The organism is Mycobacterium sp. NGS45 (genome assembly GCF_059812645.1).
This window is the reverse complement of record NZ_JCALDB010000015.1, coordinates 80776-98911: the sequence shown is the minus strand read 5'-3', so window position 1 is coordinate 98911 and position 18136 is coordinate 80776. Positions and strand designations below refer to the sequence as shown.

18 protein-coding genes are annotated in these 18136 nt (G+C 68.0%); 11 read left to right on the top strand and 7 right to left on the bottom strand.

The annotated features are described in order from the left end of the window. Positions 1-8: 8 nt before the first annotated feature. From AC5Y3P_RS15260 to AC5Y3P_RS15245, 4 genes are read right to left on the bottom strand one after another with little or no spacing between them, the layout of a single operon-like run. Positions 9-830: a M14 family zinc carboxypeptidase gene (locus tag AC5Y3P_RS15260; RefSeq protein WP_500046750.1), complete on the bottom strand. Its 822-nt coding sequence runs from the start codon at positions 828-830 to the stop codon at positions 9-11. Then, entirely contained in the window at positions 824-2269 is a 1446-nt protein-coding gene (locus AC5Y3P_RS15255) for a serine/threonine-protein kinase (protein ID WP_500046749.1), read from the bottom strand. The genes AC5Y3P_RS15260 and AC5Y3P_RS15255 overlap by 7 nt, the downstream gene beginning before the upstream one ends. A gap of 24 nt (positions 2270-2293) precedes the next feature. Beyond that, on the bottom strand, positions 2294-2935 hold the full coding sequence (locus AC5Y3P_RS15250; RefSeq protein WP_500046748.1) for a TetR/AcrR family transcriptional regulator: 642 nt from the start codon (positions 2933-2935) through the stop codon (positions 2294-2296). Beyond that, positions 2932-4017: an oxygenase MpaB family protein gene (locus AC5Y3P_RS15245; protein ID WP_500046747.1), complete on the bottom strand. Its 1086-nt coding sequence runs from the start codon at positions 4015-4017 to the stop codon at positions 2932-2934. Before AC5Y3P_RS15245 ends, AC5Y3P_RS15250 begins: the two co-directional genes overlap by 4 nt. Before the next feature lie 94 nt (positions 4018-4111). On the opposite strand from AC5Y3P_RS15245, the gene dxr reads away from it, so the two are divergent. The 5 genes from dxr to AC5Y3P_RS15220 all read left to right on the top strand — a co-directional run bounded on the left by dxr (position 4112) and on the right by AC5Y3P_RS15220 (position 10526). Beyond that, positions 4112-5287: a 1-deoxy-D-xylulose-5-phosphate reductoisomerase gene (gene dxr / locus AC5Y3P_RS15240; RefSeq protein ID WP_500046746.1), complete on the top strand. Its 1176-nt coding sequence runs from the start codon at positions 4112-4114 to the stop codon at positions 5285-5287. Then, positions 5284-6501 (top strand): M50 family metallopeptidase, encoded by a 1218-nt coding sequence (locus tag AC5Y3P_RS15235; protein ID WP_500046745.1) that lies wholly within the window; start codon positions 5284-5286, stop codon positions 6499-6501. The genes dxr and AC5Y3P_RS15235 overlap by 4 nt, the downstream gene beginning before the upstream one ends. 9 nt (positions 6502-6510) lie before the next feature. Further along, positions 6511-7683 carry a flavodoxin-dependent (E)-4-hydroxy-3-methylbut-2-enyl-diphosphate synthase gene (gene ispG / locus AC5Y3P_RS15230; RefSeq protein WP_500046744.1) on the top strand — a complete coding sequence of 391 codons (1173 nt, stop codon included), beginning with the start codon at positions 6511-6513 and terminating at the stop codon, positions 7681-7683. A 42-nt stretch (positions 7684-7725) separates the two neighbouring features. Then, positions 7726-8580, top strand: a complete 855-nt coding sequence (locus AC5Y3P_RS15225; protein ID WP_500046743.1) for a GNAT family N-acetyltransferase — start codon at positions 7726-7728, stop codon at positions 8578-8580. Between the two features lie 131 nt (positions 8581-8711). Then, entirely contained in the window at positions 8712-10526 is a 1815-nt protein-coding gene (locus AC5Y3P_RS15220) for a penicillin-binding transpeptidase domain-containing protein (protein WP_500046742.1), read from the top strand. Between the two features lie 10 nt (positions 10527-10536). Here the strand turns inward: AC5Y3P_RS15220 and AC5Y3P_RS15215 are convergent, their stop codons facing one another. Further along, positions 10537-11322, bottom strand: coding sequence for an IS5 family transposase (locus AC5Y3P_RS15215; RefSeq protein ID WP_500046775.1), 786 nt, complete (start codon positions 11320-11322; stop codon positions 10537-10539). 121 nt (positions 11323-11443) lie between these two features. On the opposite strand from AC5Y3P_RS15215, the gene AC5Y3P_RS15210 reads away from it, so the two are divergent. Next, positions 11444-12868, top strand: a complete 1425-nt coding sequence (locus AC5Y3P_RS15210; RefSeq protein ID WP_500046741.1) for an RNA-guided endonuclease InsQ/TnpB family protein — start codon at positions 11444-11446, stop codon at positions 12866-12868. Between the two features lie 74 nt (positions 12869-12942). Further along, a complete protein-coding gene (locus AC5Y3P_RS15205) occupies positions 12943-13533 on the top strand; it encodes a DUF1707 SHOCT-like domain-containing protein (protein ID WP_500046740.1) in 591 nt (196 codons plus the stop codon). Here the strand turns inward: AC5Y3P_RS15205 and AC5Y3P_RS15200 are convergent. Next, positions 13523-13978 carry a nuclear transport factor 2 family protein gene (locus AC5Y3P_RS15200; protein WP_500046739.1) on the bottom strand — a complete coding sequence of 152 codons (456 nt, stop codon included), beginning with the start codon at positions 13976-13978 and terminating at the stop codon, positions 13523-13525. The two genes, AC5Y3P_RS15205 and AC5Y3P_RS15200, sit on opposite strands and share 11 nt — an antisense overlap. Before the next feature lie 19 nt (positions 13979-13997). Then, positions 13998-14381: a PaaI family thioesterase gene (locus AC5Y3P_RS15195; RefSeq protein ID WP_500046738.1), complete on the bottom strand. Its 384-nt coding sequence runs from the start codon at positions 14379-14381 to the stop codon at positions 13998-14000. Between the two features lie 101 nt (positions 14382-14482). On the opposite strand from AC5Y3P_RS15195, the gene map reads away from it, so the two are divergent. Genes map through AC5Y3P_RS15175 form a run of 4 tightly spaced genes read left to right on the top strand, consistent with a single transcriptional unit; the run spans position 14483 to position 18123 of the window. Then, positions 14483-15340, top strand: a complete 858-nt coding sequence (gene map / locus AC5Y3P_RS15190) for a type I methionyl aminopeptidase (RefSeq protein WP_500046737.1) — start codon at positions 14483-14485, stop codon at positions 15338-15340. A gap of 1 nt (position 15341) precedes the next feature. Further along, positions 15342-16829, top strand: a complete 1488-nt coding sequence (locus AC5Y3P_RS15185; RefSeq protein ID WP_500046736.1) for a cobyric acid synthase — start codon at positions 15342-15344, stop codon at positions 16827-16829. 9 nt (positions 16830-16838) lie between these two features. After that, positions 16839-17498 (top strand): hypothetical protein, encoded by a 660-nt coding sequence (locus AC5Y3P_RS15180; protein ID WP_500046735.1) that lies wholly within the window; start codon positions 16839-16841, stop codon positions 17496-17498. Between the two features lie 58 nt (positions 17499-17556). Then, complete coding sequence (locus AC5Y3P_RS15175; protein ID WP_500046734.1) at positions 17557-18123, top strand: alpha/beta fold hydrolase; 567 nt, start codon at positions 17557-17559, stop codon at positions 18121-18123. Positions 18124-18136 lie beyond the last annotated feature (13 nt).

Here is an 18136-nt window from a genome sequence, read left to right as displayed (position 1 = left end):
GCCTCGGCTCAGCCGGCGATCGCCTGCAGCAGCCCGGGACGGACGCGGTCCCAGGCCTGCTGCTGGTCAGTTCCTCTGCGCAATTCGATGGTGAGCAGCGCGATGCCTTGGTCACGTCCGATGTAGGAACCCAGTGAGCCCGGAGTCGCGGCGAAGGAGCTCGAATCCTGAACCGGCAGCCCCGTCGCTGTGCCAAATCTTTCGGCGATATCGCGCGCCGGCCCGTCGAAGTTGATGAATTCGTCGTCCACCCACGAATGCGCCGAGACCACCAGGTCGGGTTGGATCCGAGCGATGGTGTCGGCCAGCAGCTCGGCTTCTGGTTCGCTCAGAGGTTCACCGGTGCTGGAGTTTGCGGCGTCGAAGTTGCTCGCCGGGAAGTTGCGGTTGATGTCGATGCCATTGGCGTTGCCGCGGGTGCCGGCTGCTCGGCCATCGGGGTTGGCATCTTCGATCACGGTCAGGGTGACCTCGTCGGCGAGATGATCGGTCAGAAAAGCAGCGGGCAACTGCGTTGCCACGAACCGACCTTCGGGCTCATCGCCGTGCACGCCGCCGATCACCAGGACCCGTCTGGGGCCGTGGCCCAGCGTGCGGGCCGTTATCGGCTTGCCTTGCACCGAGTTTCCAAGAACTTCTGTCTGATCGTGGACGGCTTCGGTGGGGCGCGGTTCAGACTGAGTGGCCACGGGTGACGCGGCCGAGACCGATGAACTCGACGGTTCGGCCGGTGGACTGTCCGGAGCCGTTGGGCCGCACCCGATTACCGTCGAGATCACACCCGTGACCAGCAGCAGAGACGGCCACCGTCTGGTACCCGAGGTCAACATGGTGCGACGCCCGGGCCGCTCACCTGCAGGTACACCGAGTTCACGTAGGCGCCATTGGCCAATCGGTACCAGAGATCACTGGCACCCTGACCGTCACTGGAACGCTCGTCGCCGCGCACCGTGCACACCAGCGCCACGGAGTTGCCGTCGTACAGATCCTTCGGCACCAGCCGCGGCGCCTCGACGTACGGAGCGGTGCGCTGCTTGACACCGCAGGTGCCGCCTTCATCGCAGGTACCGACAACCACGCCGCTGGGCTTGGTTGCCGTCGGTGTGACGGTGGTGGCCGCCGCGGCCGTCTCCGTCGGATCGACCGTCATGGTGTGGGTGACCACCGAGGGACGCTGCGGGCTTGGGGTGGTCGCGGGTTTGGCGGCGGTTTCGGTCGTCGTCTTTTGCGTCAACAGCACCGCTACCAAGCCGACCAGGACCAGTGTCAGAAGCGCGCCTGCGGCACCAAGCACGATCAAGGTCTTGTTCGTACTGTGGCCGACGGGCCCGGGTGCCGGGACGGTGGGGGACGAAACCGCAGCTTGCGGGGGTGTCCACGGGGCGGCCGCCATCGTGGGTGCCGCGTGTGGTGAAACGGCCGGGCCGCCCTGGGCGCGCTGAGCCAAGGCGCGCGCGAACTCGCCGCAGTTGGCGAAGCGGTCTGCGGGTCGTTTGGCCAAGCCGCGAGCAAGCACGTCGTCGAGCGCCGTGAGCTCTGGACGTTTGGTAGCCAACGACGGGGGAGGAGCGTTGAGATGGCGGCCGATGACCACCGCGGCGTTCGAGTCGCGAAACGGGGGCGTGCCGGTCAGCAACTGATACGCCGTCGCGGCTAGCGCGTACTGATCGGCCCGTCCGTCCAGCTGTTCCCCGGTTAACTGCTCGGGCGCGGCGTAGTCGACCGTCCCGACCGTCATGTTGGTCTGGGTCAAGCCGCTTTGGTCATCGGTGCTGCGAGCGATTCCGAAGTCGGTCAGCAGGATTCGTCGCTCGGTGCCGTCGTCACCACGAGTCAACATGATGTTCGCCGGTTTGACGTCGCGGTGCAGCAGGCCCTTGTTGTGCGCGTGGTCCAGCGCCGAGGCAACCGCCGTAACGATCTCAACGGCCAGGTCGACCGGCATTCCGCCGGGGTACTGGTGGGTCAGCAGGTCGCCGGCGTCCTGACCGTCGACGAAGTCCATCGCGATCCACAGCTGCCCGTCGTGTTCGCCGCGGTCATGGACCCCGACGATGTGCGGATGCCACAAGGTTGAGGCCAGGTCGGCTTCCCGTAGGAACCGTTCCCGGAACATGCTGTCGGCCGAGATGCTGGTGGACAACAACTTCAGGGCGTCCTGTCGAGGTAATCGCGGGTGTTGCGCCAAGTACACCCGGCCCATCCCGCCGGAGCCGAGCTGCCGCACGATGGTGTATCCGGCAAACGATGCACCCACCCCCAACTGCATTTCCGGATCGTACCGCCGAATCGCTCAGCCGGGCGCCGGTCCCGCTTTGGCGCGCAGCGCCCGATAGGCGGCCGGCCCGACGATGCCGGCCAGCTCGTCGGGATCCCATTCGGTGTCCGAGTCGAGCATCACCCGGGTCGCGGTCTCACACATGCCCAAGAACAGCTCGGTCATCACCGGCAGTATCCGGTCGAGGTCATCGACGCCCCAGCGTTCGAACAGTGGCCGCATGACCGCCGCAACCCTGTCGGCAAGCTCGGCGCGACCGCGTGAGATGGCTTGGGCGAGAACCGGATCGGGATCCGACGTGTAAATGATGCGCCAGGACGCCGGACGTTCGCGCACGTCGGTCAGCAGCGAAGCGAAGCCGTCGACGAACATCTGCTGCACCGAACTGGTCTTGAGCGGCGGCAAGATGGCCAGCAGCCGGCTCAGCGCGACCTCGGATTCGCGCTCCAGCAGGGCGGCCAGGATGTCGCCGCGACTGGGATAGCAGTCATAGATGACCGGTCGGCTCACCCCCATCCGGGCTGACAGTGCGGCCATGGTGACCGCCGAAAGTCCTTGTCGGGCAGCGATGTCCAGCGCCGCGTCGAGGACCTGCGGCCTTCGTCGTTCCGGGCCCAGGTGCGCGGCGCGGGCGCCGGTGTTCGGTTTGGGTGTCACCCGATGGCACCCAACAGTGGCTGGGATTCGATGATGCCCTCGTCGCTGGGTGGCTCACCGTGCCCGAACACCCGATCGCGTTGCCGGGCGCGCAACTCCTGGTGTGCCACCCGCGGATCGTCGTAGCCGAACCGGCCCTGGGCGGCGCGCGGGGTGGTGATCACCGGGTCGATCGGCGGTACCGAGCGCAGCACCGGAGCCACCACCGACACCGTGGACGGCGACAGCAGCCGCAACAGCATCAACTCCGCGCGGCTGCTGCGGCTGACCACGGCGAAGCTGACCCGCAGCGGCAGCACCACCAGGGCGTCCAACACGGGCGAGACCGGCAGGCCGGACATCTCGCGCATCCATCGCGGCATGGTGGCGAGCGTGCCGCGGCGCAGGAAGGCCGTCAACACCCGGGCTCCCGGACGAAGCCAGCGCGGCATGTCCGGCAGCATCACCTCGGCTTCCAGCAGATGGTTCATCGCCTGCTTGGCGATGTCGGAACCGATCAGCTGTGGGCGCATCCGGTCGAAGTAGGCCTGCACCCCGGCGCGGGAGTTGGGTACGTCGGCGGGATCGCAGGTCTGGAGTTCGGCGGCGCGCGCACAATCGGCCCAGTACCGCGCTTCGTCGGCGGCCGAAAGCGGTCCCGGTCCGTAGCGTTCGTAGGCCTTCAGGATCGAATGCCAGGCGGTCAGGTGGATCCACAGCTGCGAGTCCGGGTCGTTGGCGTCGTAGCGCCCTCCGGTCACCGGGTCGGTCCCGATCGCCTTGGAGTGGATCTTGACCAGGACGTCGGCGACTTCGGCGGCCGGGCGGCTGGCGCCGAAGGCCACCGTGGCGAAGTAGCGCAGCGTGCGGTCGTACCGCGTGCGGGGGCGCTGGTAGATGCCCTGGGTCTTGTCGACCGCGGCCACCAGGGCGGGATCGAGTTCCTCGATGACGACGGCGCGCTGGAATCCCACGGTCAGGCCGGTGGGGTAACTCCACACCTGCCAGGTCACCGAGTCCGGGCCGAAGAACCCGTAATCCTCGGCCGGGGTGATCTCGGGCAGGGCGAACCAGTGGGTCAAGCGGTTGCGCAAATTGCTCATGCCGACAGCTTCCTACACTCTGTCGGAAAGTCCAACACTCTGTAGGAAAATTCTCGATGCCGTGCATACGCTGGGGACACGGCACAATGAACGGGTGGCAGGTGAGCGACTCAAGGTTCTGATCCTCGGTAGCACCGGGTCGATCGGGACCCAGGCCTTGGAAGTGATCGCCGCCAACCCGGACCGGTTCGAAGTGGTCGGGTTGGCAGCAGGTGGCGGCAGTCCGGAGTTGTTGGCGGCCCAGCGAGCCCAGACCGGGGTGACCAACGTGGCCGTCGCCGACGTCGACGTCGCCGCCCAGATCGGCGACGTCCGCTACACCGGGCCCGAGGCCGCCACCCGAATCGTCGAGAACACCGAGGCCGACGTCGTACTCAATGCCCTGGTCGGCGCGCTGGGCTTGGCGCCCACGCTGGCCGCGCTGGCCAGCGGCGCGCGACTGGCGCTGGCCAACAAGGAGTCGCTGGTGGCCGGCGGGCCGCTGGTGCTGGCGGCGGCCGCGCCCGGCCAGATCGTGCCGGTGGACTCCGAGCACTCCGCGATGGCGCAGTGCCTGCGCGGCGGCACCGCCGACGAGGTGGCCAAGATCGTGCTGACCGCCTCCGGTGGGCCGTTCCTGGGCTGGTCGGCCGCCGATCTGGAATCCGTCACCCCGGAACAGGCCGGCAAGCATCCCACCTGGTCGATGGGGCCGATGAACACGCTGAACTCGGCGACCCTGGTGAACAAGGGTCTCGAGTTGATCGAGACGCATCTGCTGTTCGGCGTCGACTACGACCGCATCGAGGTGGTGGTTCACCCGCAGTCGATCGTGCACTCGATGGCCACCTTCACCGACGGCTCCACACTGGCCCAGGCCAGCCCGCCGGACATGAAGCTGCCGATCGCGCTGGCCCTGGGTTGGCCGGCGCGGGTCCCCGGAGCGGCGCTGGCCTGCGATTTCAGCACGGCCAGCAGCTGGGAATTCCTACCGCTGGACCACCAGGTCTTCCCGGCCGTGGAGTTGGCCCGGCACGCCGGAAAGACCGGCGGATGCCTGACCGCGGTTTACAACGCCGCCAACGAAGAAGCCGCCGAGGCGTTCCTGGCCGGCCGGATCTCGTTCCCGTCGATCGTGGCAACCGTGGGTGATGTACTGCACGCTGCCGACGAATGGGCCCGTGCACCAGTTACCGTGGAAGATGTACTCGACGCACAACGATGGGCCAAGGACCGGGCACGGCGTTTGGTCGAACAGAAATCCGTGAGAAAAGGGCTCGTCAGCAAATGATGTTCGGAATTGGCATTGCGCTGTTTGCGCTGGCCATCCTCATTTCGGTGGCCCTGCACGAATGCGGGCACATGTGGGTGGCGCGGGCCACCGGCATGAAGGTGCGTCGCTACTTCGTGGGCTTCGGTCCCACGCTGTGGTCCACCCGCCGCTCCAACAAGCTCGGCCACACCGAATACGGCGTGAAGGCCATCCCGCTCGGCGGGTTCTGCGACATCGCCGGTATGACCGCGGTCGACGAGATCGATCCGGCGGACCGGCCGTATGCGATGTACAAGCAGAAGGTCTGGAAGCGCGTCGCGGTGCTGTTCGCCGGGCCGGCGATGAACTTCGTCGTCGGGCTGGTCCTCATCTACGGCATCGCGCTGGTGTGGGGCTTGCCCAACCTGAACCCGCCGACCACCGCGGTGGTCGGCGAAACCACTTGCGTGGCAGCCGAAGTGACCCCGGGCCAGCTGGGGGAGTGCAGCGGTGTGGGGCCGGCCGCCCAGGCGGGCATACAGGCCGGCGACGAGATCGTCAAGGTCGGTGACACCCCGGTGGCCAACTTCGCCGAGATGGCTGCCGCGATCCGCGAGTCCAGCGGCCCGGTGTCGATCGAACTCGTCCGGGACGGCCAGACCGTCACCACCACCGTCGACGTCGCCGCCACCCAGCGTTACCTGAGCGCCGAGGCCGGCGCGCCGGAGACCGTCGGGGCGATCGGCGTCGCCGCGCCGGCCGGCATGACCCAGTACAACGTGCTGACCGCGGTGCCCGGCACCTTCGGGTTCACCGGTGACCTGGCGGTGCACCTGGGCGAGGCGCTGCTCAAGATCCCGACCAAGGTCACCGCCCTGATCGAAGCGATCGGTGGAGGTGAGCGGGACCCGGAAACCCCGATGAGCGTGGTGGGCGCGAGCATCATCGGCGGGGAGACCGTGGAAGCCGGTATCTGGCCGCTGTTCTGGCTGGTGCTCGCGCAACTGAACTTCGTGCTCGGCGTGGTCAACCTGGTACCGCTGCTGCCGTTCGACGGCGGGCACATCGCGGTGGCGGTCTACGAGAAGCTGCGCAACATGTTCCGTGCGGCTCGCGGCATGGTGCCCGCCGGCCCGGTGGACTACATGAAGCTCATGCCCGCAACGTATGTGGTGTTGATCCTGGTGGCCGGTTTCATGCTGCTGACCGTCACCGCCGATGTGGTCAACCCGCTCAGCATCTTTCAGCAGTAGGAGTTCGCAATGACCACCTCAATCGGATTGGGAATGCCGGCAGCGCCGCCACCGGTGTTGGCGCCGCGGCGCAAGACCCGTCAGCTCGACGTCGGCGGCGTGGGTGTCGGCAGTGAGCACCCGATCGCGGTGCAGTCGATGTGCACCACCAAGACTCACGACGTCAACTCGACGCTGCAGCAGATCGCCGAACTGACCGCGTCCGGCTGCGACATCGTGCGGGTGGCCTGCCCGCGTCAGGAAGACGCCGACGCGCTGGCCGAGATCGCCCGGCACAGCCAGATCCCGGTGATCGCCGACATCCACTTCCAGCCCAAGTACATCTTCGCGGCGATCGACGCCGGTTGCGCAGCGGTGCGGGTCAACCCGGGCAACATCAAGGAGTTCGACGGCCGGGTCGGCGAGGTCGCCAAGGCGGCCGGTGCGGCCGGCATCCCGATCCGGATCGGCGTCAACGCCGGTTCGCTGGACAAGCGCTTCATGGAGAAGTACGGCAAGGCCACACCCGAGGCGCTGGTGGAATCCGCGCTGTGGGAGGCCTCGCTGTTCGAGGAACACGGTTTCGGCGACATCAAGATCAGCGTCAAGCACAACGATCCGGTGATCATGGTCGAGGCCTACACCCAGTTGGCCGAGCAGTGCGACTATCCGCTGCACCTCGGCGTCACCGAGGCCGGGCCGGCCTTCCAGGGCACCATCAAGTCCGCGGTCGCCTTCGGTGCGCTGCTGTCCCGCGGGATCGGCGACACCATCCGGGTCTCGCTGTCGGCGCCGCCGGCCGAAGAGGTCAAGGTGGGCAACCAGATCCTGGAGTCGCTGAACCTGCGGCCCCGTGGGCTCGAGATCGTGTCCTGCCCGTCCTGCGGACGTGCCCAGGTCGACGTCTACACCCTGGCCAACGAGGTCACCGCCGGTCTGGAGGGGATGGACGTCCCGCTGCGGGTTGCGGTGATGGGCTGCGTGGTCAACGGTCCGGGTGAAGCCCGCGAGGCCGACCTCGGCGTCGCCTCGGGCAACGGCAAGGGACAGATCTTCGTCAAGGGCGAAGTGATCAAGACCGTGCCGGAAGCCAAGATCGTCGAGACGCTGATCGAAGAGGCGCTGCGCTTGGCCGGTGAGCACCTGGACGGGGAAACAGCGGGGACAAGTCCCAGCGGCCCGCCGGTGGTGACCGTAAGCTAGGCGGTACCACCGGGTCCTGAGCGCACAGATTCGAGTAACTGCATGTCGGCTCCGCCGCTGTTTCGCCTTGTCGACGAACGACGGGTATCGGTGGTGCGTGACGCCGTCGCGGTGCAGCAGGTCCTCGACGCCGACCCGGTGGCGTCCTGCATGGTGGCCGCTCGGGTCGCCGACCACGGGATCGATCCGCATGCCATCGGCGGTGAACTGTGGACCCGCCGGCAGGCGGCGGAATCCCTGTGTTACGCCGGAGCCAATCTGATTCCGTTGCGCGGCAACTCCGATGACCTCAATGCGTTTGCCGACAAGGCGATGGCGAGCGCGCGGCGCTGTTCGTCGTTGGTCGGCCGCGCCGAGTTGGTGCTGCCGATGTGGCAGCGGCTGGAACCGGCCTGGGGCCCGGCCCGCGACGTGCGCGACCAACAGCCGCTGCTGGCCCTGAAGACGGCACCGGCGTGCGCGGCGGACCCCGCGGTGCGACGGGTGCGGGCCGATGAGCTCGACGCCTACCTGGTGGCGGCCATCGACATGTTCATCGGCGAGGTGGGGGTGGACCCACGCCTGGGCGACGGTGGACGCAGCTACCGGCGGCGGATCGCCAGTCTGATCGCGGCCGGCCGAGCCTGGGCCCGGTTCGAGCACGGCGAGGTGATCTTCAAGGCCGAGGTCGGCTCGCAGTCACCGGCGGTCGGCCAGATCCAGGGCGTCTGGGTGCACCCGGAACGGCGGGGTCACGGCCTGGGGGCGGCCGGCACCGCAACGCTGGCCGGCGCGGTGGTGGCCGGCGGTCGGATCGCCAGCCTGTACGTCAACAGCTTCAACACCATGGCGCGCGCGGCCTACGAACGCGTGGGTTTCCAGCCGGTCGGAACCTTCGCGACCGTGCTGTTGGACTGAGTCTCCCGGCGTTGAGATAGCGGTGGCGTAGGCGCCCACTCGCGAAACGCCTACCTGGGTACTAACTCGATGCCGTAGGCCCGCGCGTCGCTGCCCGGCGCTACCACGCAACCGTTCTAACATCAGCCTCAATGGTCACAATGAGATCAACAGTCACACACGTTTCGGTCATGGCGGCGGCTGCTGTGCTCGCGAGCGGAATCTCGGCGTGCACACCGCGACCCGACGGCCCGGCCCCGGCCGCCGAGCAGTTCCTGGCCCGGCTGTCGACCGGCGACACCTCCGGGGCCGCCGAACTGACCGACCGCCCCGAGGCTGCCCGCGAGTCCATCAACGCCTCCTGGTCCGGGCTGCAGGCCACCGGTCTGGACGCCCAGGTCACCGGCGCTAAGTTCACCGAGGACACCGGAACGGTGGGCTATCGCTACACCTGGCAGCTGCCCAAGGACCGCAGTTGGAGCTATGACGGACAGCTGAGCATGGTCCGCAACGAGGGCCAGTGGGAGGTGCGCTGGGCCGGAACCGCTCTGCATCCGCGCCTGGGTGAGAACCAGACCCTGGAACTGCGCGCCGATGCGCCGCGGCGCGCATCGGTGAACGAGGTGGGCGGCACCGACGTGCTGGTGCCGGGCAACCGGTACAACTACGCGCTGGACGCCCGGCTGGCCGGCGCCGAGTTGATGAACACCGCCCGGGTCGTCGTCGATGCGCTGCGGCCGTTCGACGACACCCTGGATGCGCAGCGGCTGGCCGAGCAGGCCAGCGCCACCGCCACCCCGATGTACCTGATGACGCTGCGCAAGGATGACCACGACCGGATCGCCCCGACGCTGGAGCACCTGCCCGGCGTCGTGGTCACCACTCAGCCCGACCTGCTGCCCACCGATCCCAGCTTCGCCCCGGCCGTCATCACCGAGGTCAAGAAGGCCGTGATGGATGACCTGGTCGGCGAACCGGGCTGGCACGTGGTCAGCGAGAACCAGAACGGCGTGGAGGTCGGCGTGCTCGAGGAGGTGCAGCCGGCACCGGCGCCGTCGGTGTCGATCACCTTGGACCGCGCGGTGCAGGAGGCGGCGCAACGCGCGGTCGACGGCCAGGGCCGCAAGGCCATGCTGGTGGTGATCCGGCCGTCCAACGGCGACATCCTGGCCATCGCGCAAAACGCTGCTGCCGACGCCGACGGCCCGACCGCCACCATGGGCATGTACCCACCCGGATCGACCTTCAAGATCGTCACGGCCGGTGCCGCCATTGCGCGCGACATGGCAACGCCCAACACGGTTTTGGGTTGCCCGGGCACCATCGACATCGGGCACCGGACCATCCCCAACTACGACCGCTTCGACTTGGGTGCGGTGCCACTGTCCAAGGCGTTCGCCAACTCCTGCAACACCACGTTCGCCGAGCTGGCCAGCCGGATGCCGCCGCGCGCGCTCAACCAGACCGCGACCAATTTCGGTATCGGCCCGGACTATCTGGTCGCCGGCATCCCGACAGTGTCCGGCTCGGTGCCCCCCACGGTGGACCTGGCCGAGCTCACCGAAGACGGCTTCGGCCAGGGCAAGGTGCTGGCCAGCCCGTTCGGCATGGCACTGGCCGCGGCCACCGTGGCGGCCGGTCGGACACCGGTGCCGCAGCTGATCGTGGGTCGGCCCACCCAGGTCGAAGATGCACCCGGCGAGGTCGACCCCGGGGTGCTCGAAGGCCTGCGCTCGATGATGCGCATGGTGGTCACCAACGGCACCGCCAAGGATTTGATCGGCTACGGCGACGTGCGCGGCAAGACCGGTGAGGCCGAATTCGTCGGCGGCTCGCACGCCTGGTTCGCCGGCTACCGCGGCGACATGGCGTTCGCGGCGCTGATCGTCGGGGGCGGTAGTTCGGAGTACGCCGTGCGGATGACCAAGCAGATGTTCGACAGCATGCCCGACGGCTACCTGACCTGAGACGTCGCACCTAAAGCGTGTCGAACAATTGGCTGCGGTCGAGCCGTCGGAGTAGTAGGGCGGTTTGGCTGAGGTAGACGAGGCCTTCGTGCGCAACCGGGGTCATTTCGTAGTGGCGGTCGATGCGGCGGCGGTGATTGATCCAGCCGTTGGTGGGTTCGACTACGCAGCGTCGTGTTGGACGATGAACCCGTGGCTGGGTTTTGGCCCGGTCACCACCTCTGCTGTGACGCCTGCTTTCGTCCTTGCGGTGGTGACGGCCTGGCCGGTGTAACCCGTGTCGACCCACACGTGACCGGTGGTCGGGGCGATCGGCTTCGCCTTGCCGAGCAGCTTCGCCGAGTGCTGCCCGATCCTGGACATTGGCCTCGGTGACGACCGCGGCCATCAGCACACCGGCTGAGTCGACGAGCACATGGCGTTTGACGCTGTCGACCTTGTTCGCCCCGTCGAAGCCGGGCGGCCCGGCCACCGCCGAGGCATTGACCGACGAGGAATCAACGACGGCGGCGGTGGGCCGTTGGCTCGGCCCGGATCGGGTGCGGACCTCGCCGCGGACCGTGGTAAGGATTGGCGCCCAGGTGCGGTTGGGGCACCAGCGCAGGAAATGCTTGTGCGCCGTTGACCACGACACGGTGAAGCCGTGCGGCAGATGCCGCCAGGGGCATCCGGTGCGCAGCACGTACAAGATGGCCTCGAGGTACTCCCGCCGCCGCTGCGGTGGGCAGGGCCGCCCACCGCGTGGATGTTTCGGCACGAGGAAGCGGGCGATACGAGCCCACGTGGTGTCAGACAGATCGCAGCGCTACCGGCGCCGACCGGGTCTTGGGGCACCAGACGATCGATGGTGAGCGAAGGGAGCATCACGTCGTCGCCCTCGAGGGTGTTGTCAGTGGTGGGTGGGAGGCTGATCGTTGATGGCGCGGCACACGACATTCCGGTTCTGTCTCGATCCGACGGTCGAGCAGCACGCGGTGCTGGCCCGGCATGCCGGGGCGTCGCGGTTCGCGTTCAACCAGTGCCTGCGGATCGTGAAATCTGCGTTGACCCACCGCAGAACGGTCCCGGACACTGAGGTGCCGTGGACGGGGTTTGATCTGATCAACGCGTTAAACGCGTGGAAGAAAACCGAGGGCGCCGGCCGGGTGTTCACCGTCGATGCCGACGGCGGCGTCGAGGTGGTGGTGACGGGACTGTCGTGGCGGCGTGAGGTGTGTCAGCAGGTGTTCGAGGAAGCCGCCGTCGACCTGGGCAAGGGTCTGAGAGCGTGGTCGGATTCTCGGGCCGGCAAACGGAAAGGCACACGGGTCGGGTTCCCTCACTTCAAGAAGAAGGCCGGGGGCATCGCGTCGTTTCGGCTGCGCAACAAGCACCCCAAGGGCAAACCTGCCGCGATCCGGGTTGGCGACAACAATCGCCCACAGTCGGTCACGCTGCCCGGCATCGGGCAGGTCGCCGTGCACGACGACACCCGCCGACTGCGCCGCATGCTCGCCAAACACCGGGCGAAAATCCTGTTTGCCACCATCAGCCACCACGGCGCACGGTGGTGGATCTCGTTGAACGTCGAGGCCAGCGATCTACACCCCAGCCACCAGCACAACCGCGACGATGAGGGCGGCTGGGTGGGCGTGGACCGCGGCCTGTCGGTGTTCCTGGTGGCCGCCACCGCCGACGGTACCGAGGTGGCCCGGATCAGCGACGCCCCCAAAGCGCTGGCCACCGAACTCAAGCAGCAGCGACGATTGTCGAAGTCGTTGTCACGCAAGAAGAAAGGATCACACAACCGCAAAGGTGCCGCCGCCCGGCTGGGCAGGCATCACTATCGTGTCGCCAACGTGCGCCGCCATTTCCTGCACCAGGTATCAAGCGAGCTTGTCAAGACCCACGACCGGCTGGTCATCGAGAACCTGAATGTGGCGGCAATGCTGCGCAATCACCGGCTTGCTCGCGCTATTTCTGATGCGGGCTGGTCGGAGTTCGCCCGCCTGCTCACCTACAAGCAGGCGTGGCGCAGTGGGCAGCTCATCGAAGCCGACCGATGGTATCCATCGACTCGCCTATGCCCCGAATGCGGTGTCGTCGACAGTGCGATGACGCTGGCGGATCGGGTGTTCACCTGTGGTTGCGGGCGGACTGCCGACAGAGATACCAACGCCGCGGTGAATCTGGCCCGCTGGGGCGATACCCACCACGATGACCTTCATCGATCCCCGGACCCCCAAGCAGGAGGCCGGGCCACCAACGCCCGCCGACGAGACGGCGCTGGCCAACACCCTCGTGTTGGTGAAACCAGCTCGGATGACGCGGGAACCGACGTTCACACCGCACCCGCGGCCTGAACCGACGACGCCCGAGAAGGGCGGTGCGAACCACTCAACCGAGTTGTTCGACACGCTTTAGACTGGGATCCGCCATGTCTGAGATCGACCACCAACCGGTGCCGATGCGGGTGTCCGACGCCGACCGCAACGGCACGCTGCGCCGGCTGCACAACGCCGTCGCGATGGGCCTGCTCGACATCGCCGAGTTCGAGGAGCGCTCGCTGCAGGTGTCGACCGCGCGGATGCGTGACGAGCTCGACGTGCTGGTCGACGATCTGCCCGGGCCGGGTGCCATCGTCACCTCGGCCACCGACCGGGTCGAACTGCGCGGGGTGATGGGCTCGCTCAAGCGGCAGGGCAACTGGATGGTGCCGACCCGGCTGGCGCTGGTGCGCCGGATGGGGTCGGTGGACCTGGATCTGACCCGCGCCCGGTTCGCCGGACCGATCGTGGTGATCGAACTCGACCTCAAGGCCAGCTCGCTGGATCTGCGGCTGCCCGAGGGGGCCAGCGCTTCGATCGACGACGTCGAGGTGGTCGTCGGTAGCGCACACGACCACCGCAGCGACGCCCCCGGCGAAGGCCGCCCGCACGTCATCCTGACCGGCAAGGTGGTCTGGGGTTCGGTCGACATTCGCGGCCCGCGCCGGCGCACCTGGTTCGGGCGCTCGCTCAGGTCTTGAACAGGCGTACCCCGGTGCGCGCCAGGCGCGACCAACCCCGGGGCCGGCCAAGGAGTTTCAGCGCCACCGGGGTGGCATCGAAGTAGGACACCCGCTCGGCGATCAGGCCGTCGGTGAAGGTGAACCGGTCCACGGCAGCCCAGGCGATCGGCTTGCCGCCGTAGGTTCCGCTCAACGTGAATTCGATGAACACTTCGTGGTTGCCGCGACCGACCCGGTGCACGTCGGCGTGTAAGTCGGGGATCAACGCGAACAGTCGGCGAAACGAGGCGCGACAGGCCGGTTTGCCGCGCAGCGTGCCCATCAGCGGCTGGATCAACACGATGTGCTCACTCCACAGCGATTCGTGTTTGACCAGATCGGGCGTGCGCCAGGTGTCGGCGAACCGCTCGGCGAACACCGCGGCGAATTCGTCGTCGACCTCGTCGAATCCCTCGAGGCTCATAGCACTGAGGGTAACCAGATCAGCGGCGGTCCAGCACGGCAAAGCTCAAGGTGGCCCGGGCGGCCAACCGGCCGCGGGCCACGTCGTACAGATCGACCGCGGTGATGATCAGTCGCCTGCCGGCACGCACGATGGTGGCCTCGGCGCGGGCCGGGCCCTCGACCACCGGTGCCAGGTAGTGGATGTTCAGATCGGCGGTGGTGACGTCCTGGTCGGCGCCGACGTGTCGGCCGGCCAGCACACCGGCCGCGATGTCGATCTGGGTGGCCAGCAACCCGCCCTGGATGGCGCCCCGGACATTGACCAGATCCGGGCGGTTGGCCATCTCGATCACCACACGCTCGTCGGTTTCCTCGACCGTGCGATAGTCGAGCAGGTGCAGCACATGAACGGTCTCGGTCACCCCGTCACGGTAGCACCATTCTCCGATCGAGAGATTGTGATTCTCGCCGGGCTGGGTGCACTCCCGGCGGTATGCAGCGGCAGGCCGGTTAAGCTGGGCTGATGCCCGTTCGTAGTGCCCTTCGCCCCGGTGTGATCAGCCCGACGCTGGCGGTGCCCAAGTCCATCCCGCGGCCGGAGTACGCCTGGCAGCCGACCGTGCGCGAGGGCAGCGAGCCGTGGGTGCAGACCCCCGAGGTGATCGAGAAGATGCGGGTGGCCGGCCGGATCGCGGCCGGTGCGCTGGCCGAGGCCGGCAGGGCCGTCGCGCCCGGGGTGACCACCGACGAGCTGGACCGGATCGCCCACGAGTACATGATCGATCACGGTGCCTACCCCTCGACGCTGGGCTACAAGGGCTTCCCCAAGTCGTGCTGCACCTCGCTGAACGAGGTGATCTGCCACGGCATCCCGGATTCCACCGTGGTTTCCGACGGAGACATCGTCAACATCGACGTCACCGCCTACATCGACGGTGTGCACGGCGACACCAACGCCACCTTCCAGGCCGGCGACGTCGCCGAAGAACACCGGCTGCTGGTCGAGCGCACGCACGAGGCCACCATGCGCGCCATCAAGGCGGTCAAACCGGGCCGGCAGCTCTCGGTGGTCGGCCGGGTGATCGAGGCATACGCAAACCGGTTCGGCTACAACGTGGTTCGTGACTTCACCGGCCACGGGATCGGCACCACCTTCCACAACGGGCTGGTGGTCCTGCACTACGATCAGCCCGCCGTGGAGACCGTGATCGAACCGGGGATGACCTTCACCATCGAGCCGATGATCAACCTGGGTTCACTCGACTACGAGATCTGGGACGACGAGTGGACCGTGGTCACCGCCGACCGGAAGTGGACCGCGCAGTTCGAACACACCCTGGTGGTCACCGACGACGGTGCCGAGATCCTCACCCAACTCTGACGTGGGCGGCGCCCTGCTGATCGCCGGCACCACCTCGGATGCCGGCAAGTCGATCGTGGTGGCCGGGCTGTGCCGGCTGTTGGCGCGCAAGGGGATTCGGGTGGCGCCGTTCAAGGCGCAGAACATGAGCAACAACTCGGCGGTGACCGTCGAGGGTGGTGAGATCGGCCGCGCCCAGGCCATGCAGGCCCGCGCGGCCGGCCTGGAACCCAGCGTGCGGTTCAACCCGATCCTGCTGAAACCGGGCAGCGACCGCACCTCTCAATTGGTGGTGCGCGGTCAGGTGGCCGGCAGCATGGCCGCGCGCGACTACCTGACCAACCGGGCGGAACTGGCCGCCGTGGTCGCCGAGGAACTGGCCGGACTGCGGGCTGAATTCGACGCCGTGATCTGTGAGGGCGCCGGATCACCCGCCGAGATCAACTTGCGAGCAACCGATTTGACCAACATGGGGCTGGCCCGGTCAGCTGATCTGCCGGTGCTGGTGGTCGGCGATATCGACCGCGGGGGAGTGCTGGCGCACCTGTTCGGCACGCTGGCGGTGCTCGAACCCGACGATCAGGCACTGATCGCCGGCTTCGTGATCAACAAGTTCCGCGGTGACCCAGGCCTGCTGGCCCCCGGCCTGCGCCAACTCGAAGAGCTCACCGGCCGGCCCACCTACGGGGTGATCCCGTTCGCCGATGAACTCTGGCTGGACAGCGAGGATTCGGTCCCGGTGTTCGCGCATCGGATCGTCGGCATCCCGCGTCCGGCACTGGGCCGCGACACCCTGCGGGTGGCCGCGGTGCGGATGCCGCGCATCTCCAACAGCACCGACATCGAAGCGCTGGCGTGTGAGCCCGGCGTGCAGGTGCACCTGGTCAGCGACGCCGGCGAGCTGGCCGACGCCGACGCGGTGGTGCTGCCCGGGACCAAGGCCACCGTCGCGGACCTGGCCTGGCTGCGCGAGCGTGGATTGGACACCGCGATCATCGAGCACGCTCGCGCCGGCCGCGCGGTGCTGGGCATCTGCGGTGGATTCCAGATGCTGTGCCGGCACATCGACGACACCGTGGAATCGGGCGCCGGTCGGGTGCCCGGTCTGGGACTGCTGGACGCCGACATCGAGTTCGCGGCGGACAAGACCCTGCTGCGGCACTCGAATCCGCTATCCGGCTACGAGATCCACCACGGACAGGTGGTGCGCAGCGCGGCGGCGGACTGGCTCGGCCTCGGGGCGCGAGCCGGGCAGGTGTACGGCACGCACTGGCACGGCCTGCTCGACAACGACGTGCTGCGCCGGACCTGGCTGACCGAGGCCGCCGCGGCGGCCGGCCGGACCGGTTTCGTGGTCGCCGACGACGTGAACGTGACGGCGCGCCGGGACGCCCAACTCGACGCGATCGCCGACCTGCTCGACGCGCATCTGCAGCTGGAGCAGATTCTGGCCCTGCTGGACGCGGGGGCGCCGAAGCTGCCCACGGTGCACTCAGCGTTGCGCCGGTAGCCTGAGCCGATGAAGCTGGTGTTGGCGCTCGGGTCTGCAGTCGCCGTGTTGCTCACGGCCTGTCAGAGCACCGTCGCGGGTACCGTCACCTGGCCGGGCGCCACCCTGGAACGCGTCGTGCTGACCGCAGCCGATCTGCCCGACGGGGTGCGCTATGAACGCATCATCGACGAGCCGGCCGATGTCGGCGGCGACGCGCTGGCGGCCTCGGCGCTGCCCTCGGAACCGGCGGGCTGCACCGACGGGATGACCCAGGTGATCGAGGCCAACGCCGAGCGCGGCCCGGGTGCGGCCATCGAGTACAGCGTCGGCTACGACGGCGCCCGGGTGCTGACCACCGTGCTGTCCTTCCCGCTGGACCTGGACGGGCTGGCGGCCACCGCGGCCCGCTGTGCCCGGTTCGAAGCCTTCTTCGATCGGCAGTCGACGGGCATCCCGATGACCACCGCCGAGCTGCCCGGCCCCGACGGCGCACTGGTCTATGAGCAGACCATGAGCCTGGCCGGTGCCGCCCGCAGCGTCTACATGGCCTTCCAGAATGTCGGGACGCTGGCCGTGTTCGCCATGGCGGTGCCGGAGAACAATGCTGACGTCAGCGTCAAAGCCGCACTGCCACAAACGTTTCTGGAACAGTTCGAGCGGCAGGCCGACAAGCTGGCGACCGGTTGAGGCCAGGGTGCTGCACTGAAATGACCCGAGTCACCAGACGGACAGGTAGCGTGGCGCAATGCCTCCGACGACTTTGACCACCGTGGACGGGTTTCCGGTTCCGGTTGACGTCTCCGGCCCAGAGACGGGTTCGGTGGTGGTCATGTTGTGCGCAGCCAACCAGGCCACCGCGGCCTACGACGGGCTGTGCCAGCGGCTGCACACCGCGTCGCTGCGCACCGTGGTGATCGGTCCGGATCCGCGGCTGAGCACCAAGTCGGTGCTGGGCATCATGGACTGGGTCGGGGTGCGCTGGGCGGTCCTGGTCGGTGACCGGCTCGGCGCCGAGTTGGCCTGGGAGCTGGCGGCCACCCGGCTGGACCGCTTCACGGCGCTGATCGTGGTGGACCGCGGGCATCCGCGGGTGGCCGATGCCAGTGGCATGATCCGCGACGAGCACTGCCCACCGGTCGAGATCAACACCACCGCGCTGGTGAGCTCGCCGGCCACCCGCGCGGTGGTGCAGGCCAGTCAACGCTATGTGTACGGCGACTTCCGGCTGGTCGACCTGCTCGGCCGGCGCAATGCCGCGGAGTCCACCGCGCAATTGGCCGCCGAGATCGTGCTGCGCACCAGTACCTGGTGAATCAGCGCGGCGC

Excerpts from the sequence above, each read along its gene's own strand:
- AC5Y3P_RS15260 (WP_500046750.1), bottom strand. The coding sequence starts at position 830 with ATGTTGACCTCGGGTACCAGACGGTGGCCGTCTCTGCTGCTGGTCACG.
- AC5Y3P_RS15255 (WP_500046749.1), bottom strand. The coding sequence starts at position 2,269 with ATGCAGTTGGGGGTGGGTGCATCGTTTGCCGGATACACCATCGTGCGG.
- AC5Y3P_RS15245 (WP_500046747.1), bottom strand. The coding sequence starts at position 4,017 with ATGAGCAATTTGCGCAACCGCTTGACCCACTGGTTCGCCCTGCCCGAG.
- AC5Y3P_RS15235 (WP_500046745.1), top strand. The coding sequence starts at position 5,284 with ATGATGTTCGGAATTGGCATTGCGCTGTTTGCGCTGGCCATCCTCATT.
- ispG (WP_500046744.1), top strand. The coding sequence starts at position 6,511 with ATGACCACCTCAATCGGATTGGGAATGCCGGCAGCGCCGCCACCGGTG.
- AC5Y3P_RS15225 (WP_500046743.1), top strand. The coding sequence starts at position 7,726 with ATGTCGGCTCCGCCGCTGTTTCGCCTTGTCGACGAACGACGGGTATCG.
- AC5Y3P_RS15220 (WP_500046742.1), top strand. The coding sequence starts at position 8,712 with ATGGTCACAATGAGATCAACAGTCACACACGTTTCGGTCATGGCGGCG.
- AC5Y3P_RS15210 (WP_500046741.1), top strand. The coding sequence starts at position 11,444 with ATGGCGCGGCACACGACATTCCGGTTCTGTCTCGATCCGACGGTCGAG.
- AC5Y3P_RS15205 (WP_500046740.1), top strand. The coding sequence starts at position 12,943 with ATGTCTGAGATCGACCACCAACCGGTGCCGATGCGGGTGTCCGACGCC.
- AC5Y3P_RS15200 (WP_500046739.1), bottom strand. The coding sequence starts at position 13,978 with ATGAGCCTCGAGGGATTCGACGAGGTCGACGACGAATTCGCCGCGGTG.
- map (WP_500046737.1), top strand. The coding sequence starts at position 14,483 with ATGCCCGTTCGTAGTGCCCTTCGCCCCGGTGTGATCAGCCCGACGCTG.
- AC5Y3P_RS15180 (WP_500046735.1), top strand. The coding sequence starts at position 16,839 with ATGAAGCTGGTGTTGGCGCTCGGGTCTGCAGTCGCCGTGTTGCTCACG.
- AC5Y3P_RS15175 (WP_500046734.1), top strand. The coding sequence starts at position 17,557 with ATGCCTCCGACGACTTTGACCACCGTGGACGGGTTTCCGGTTCCGGTT.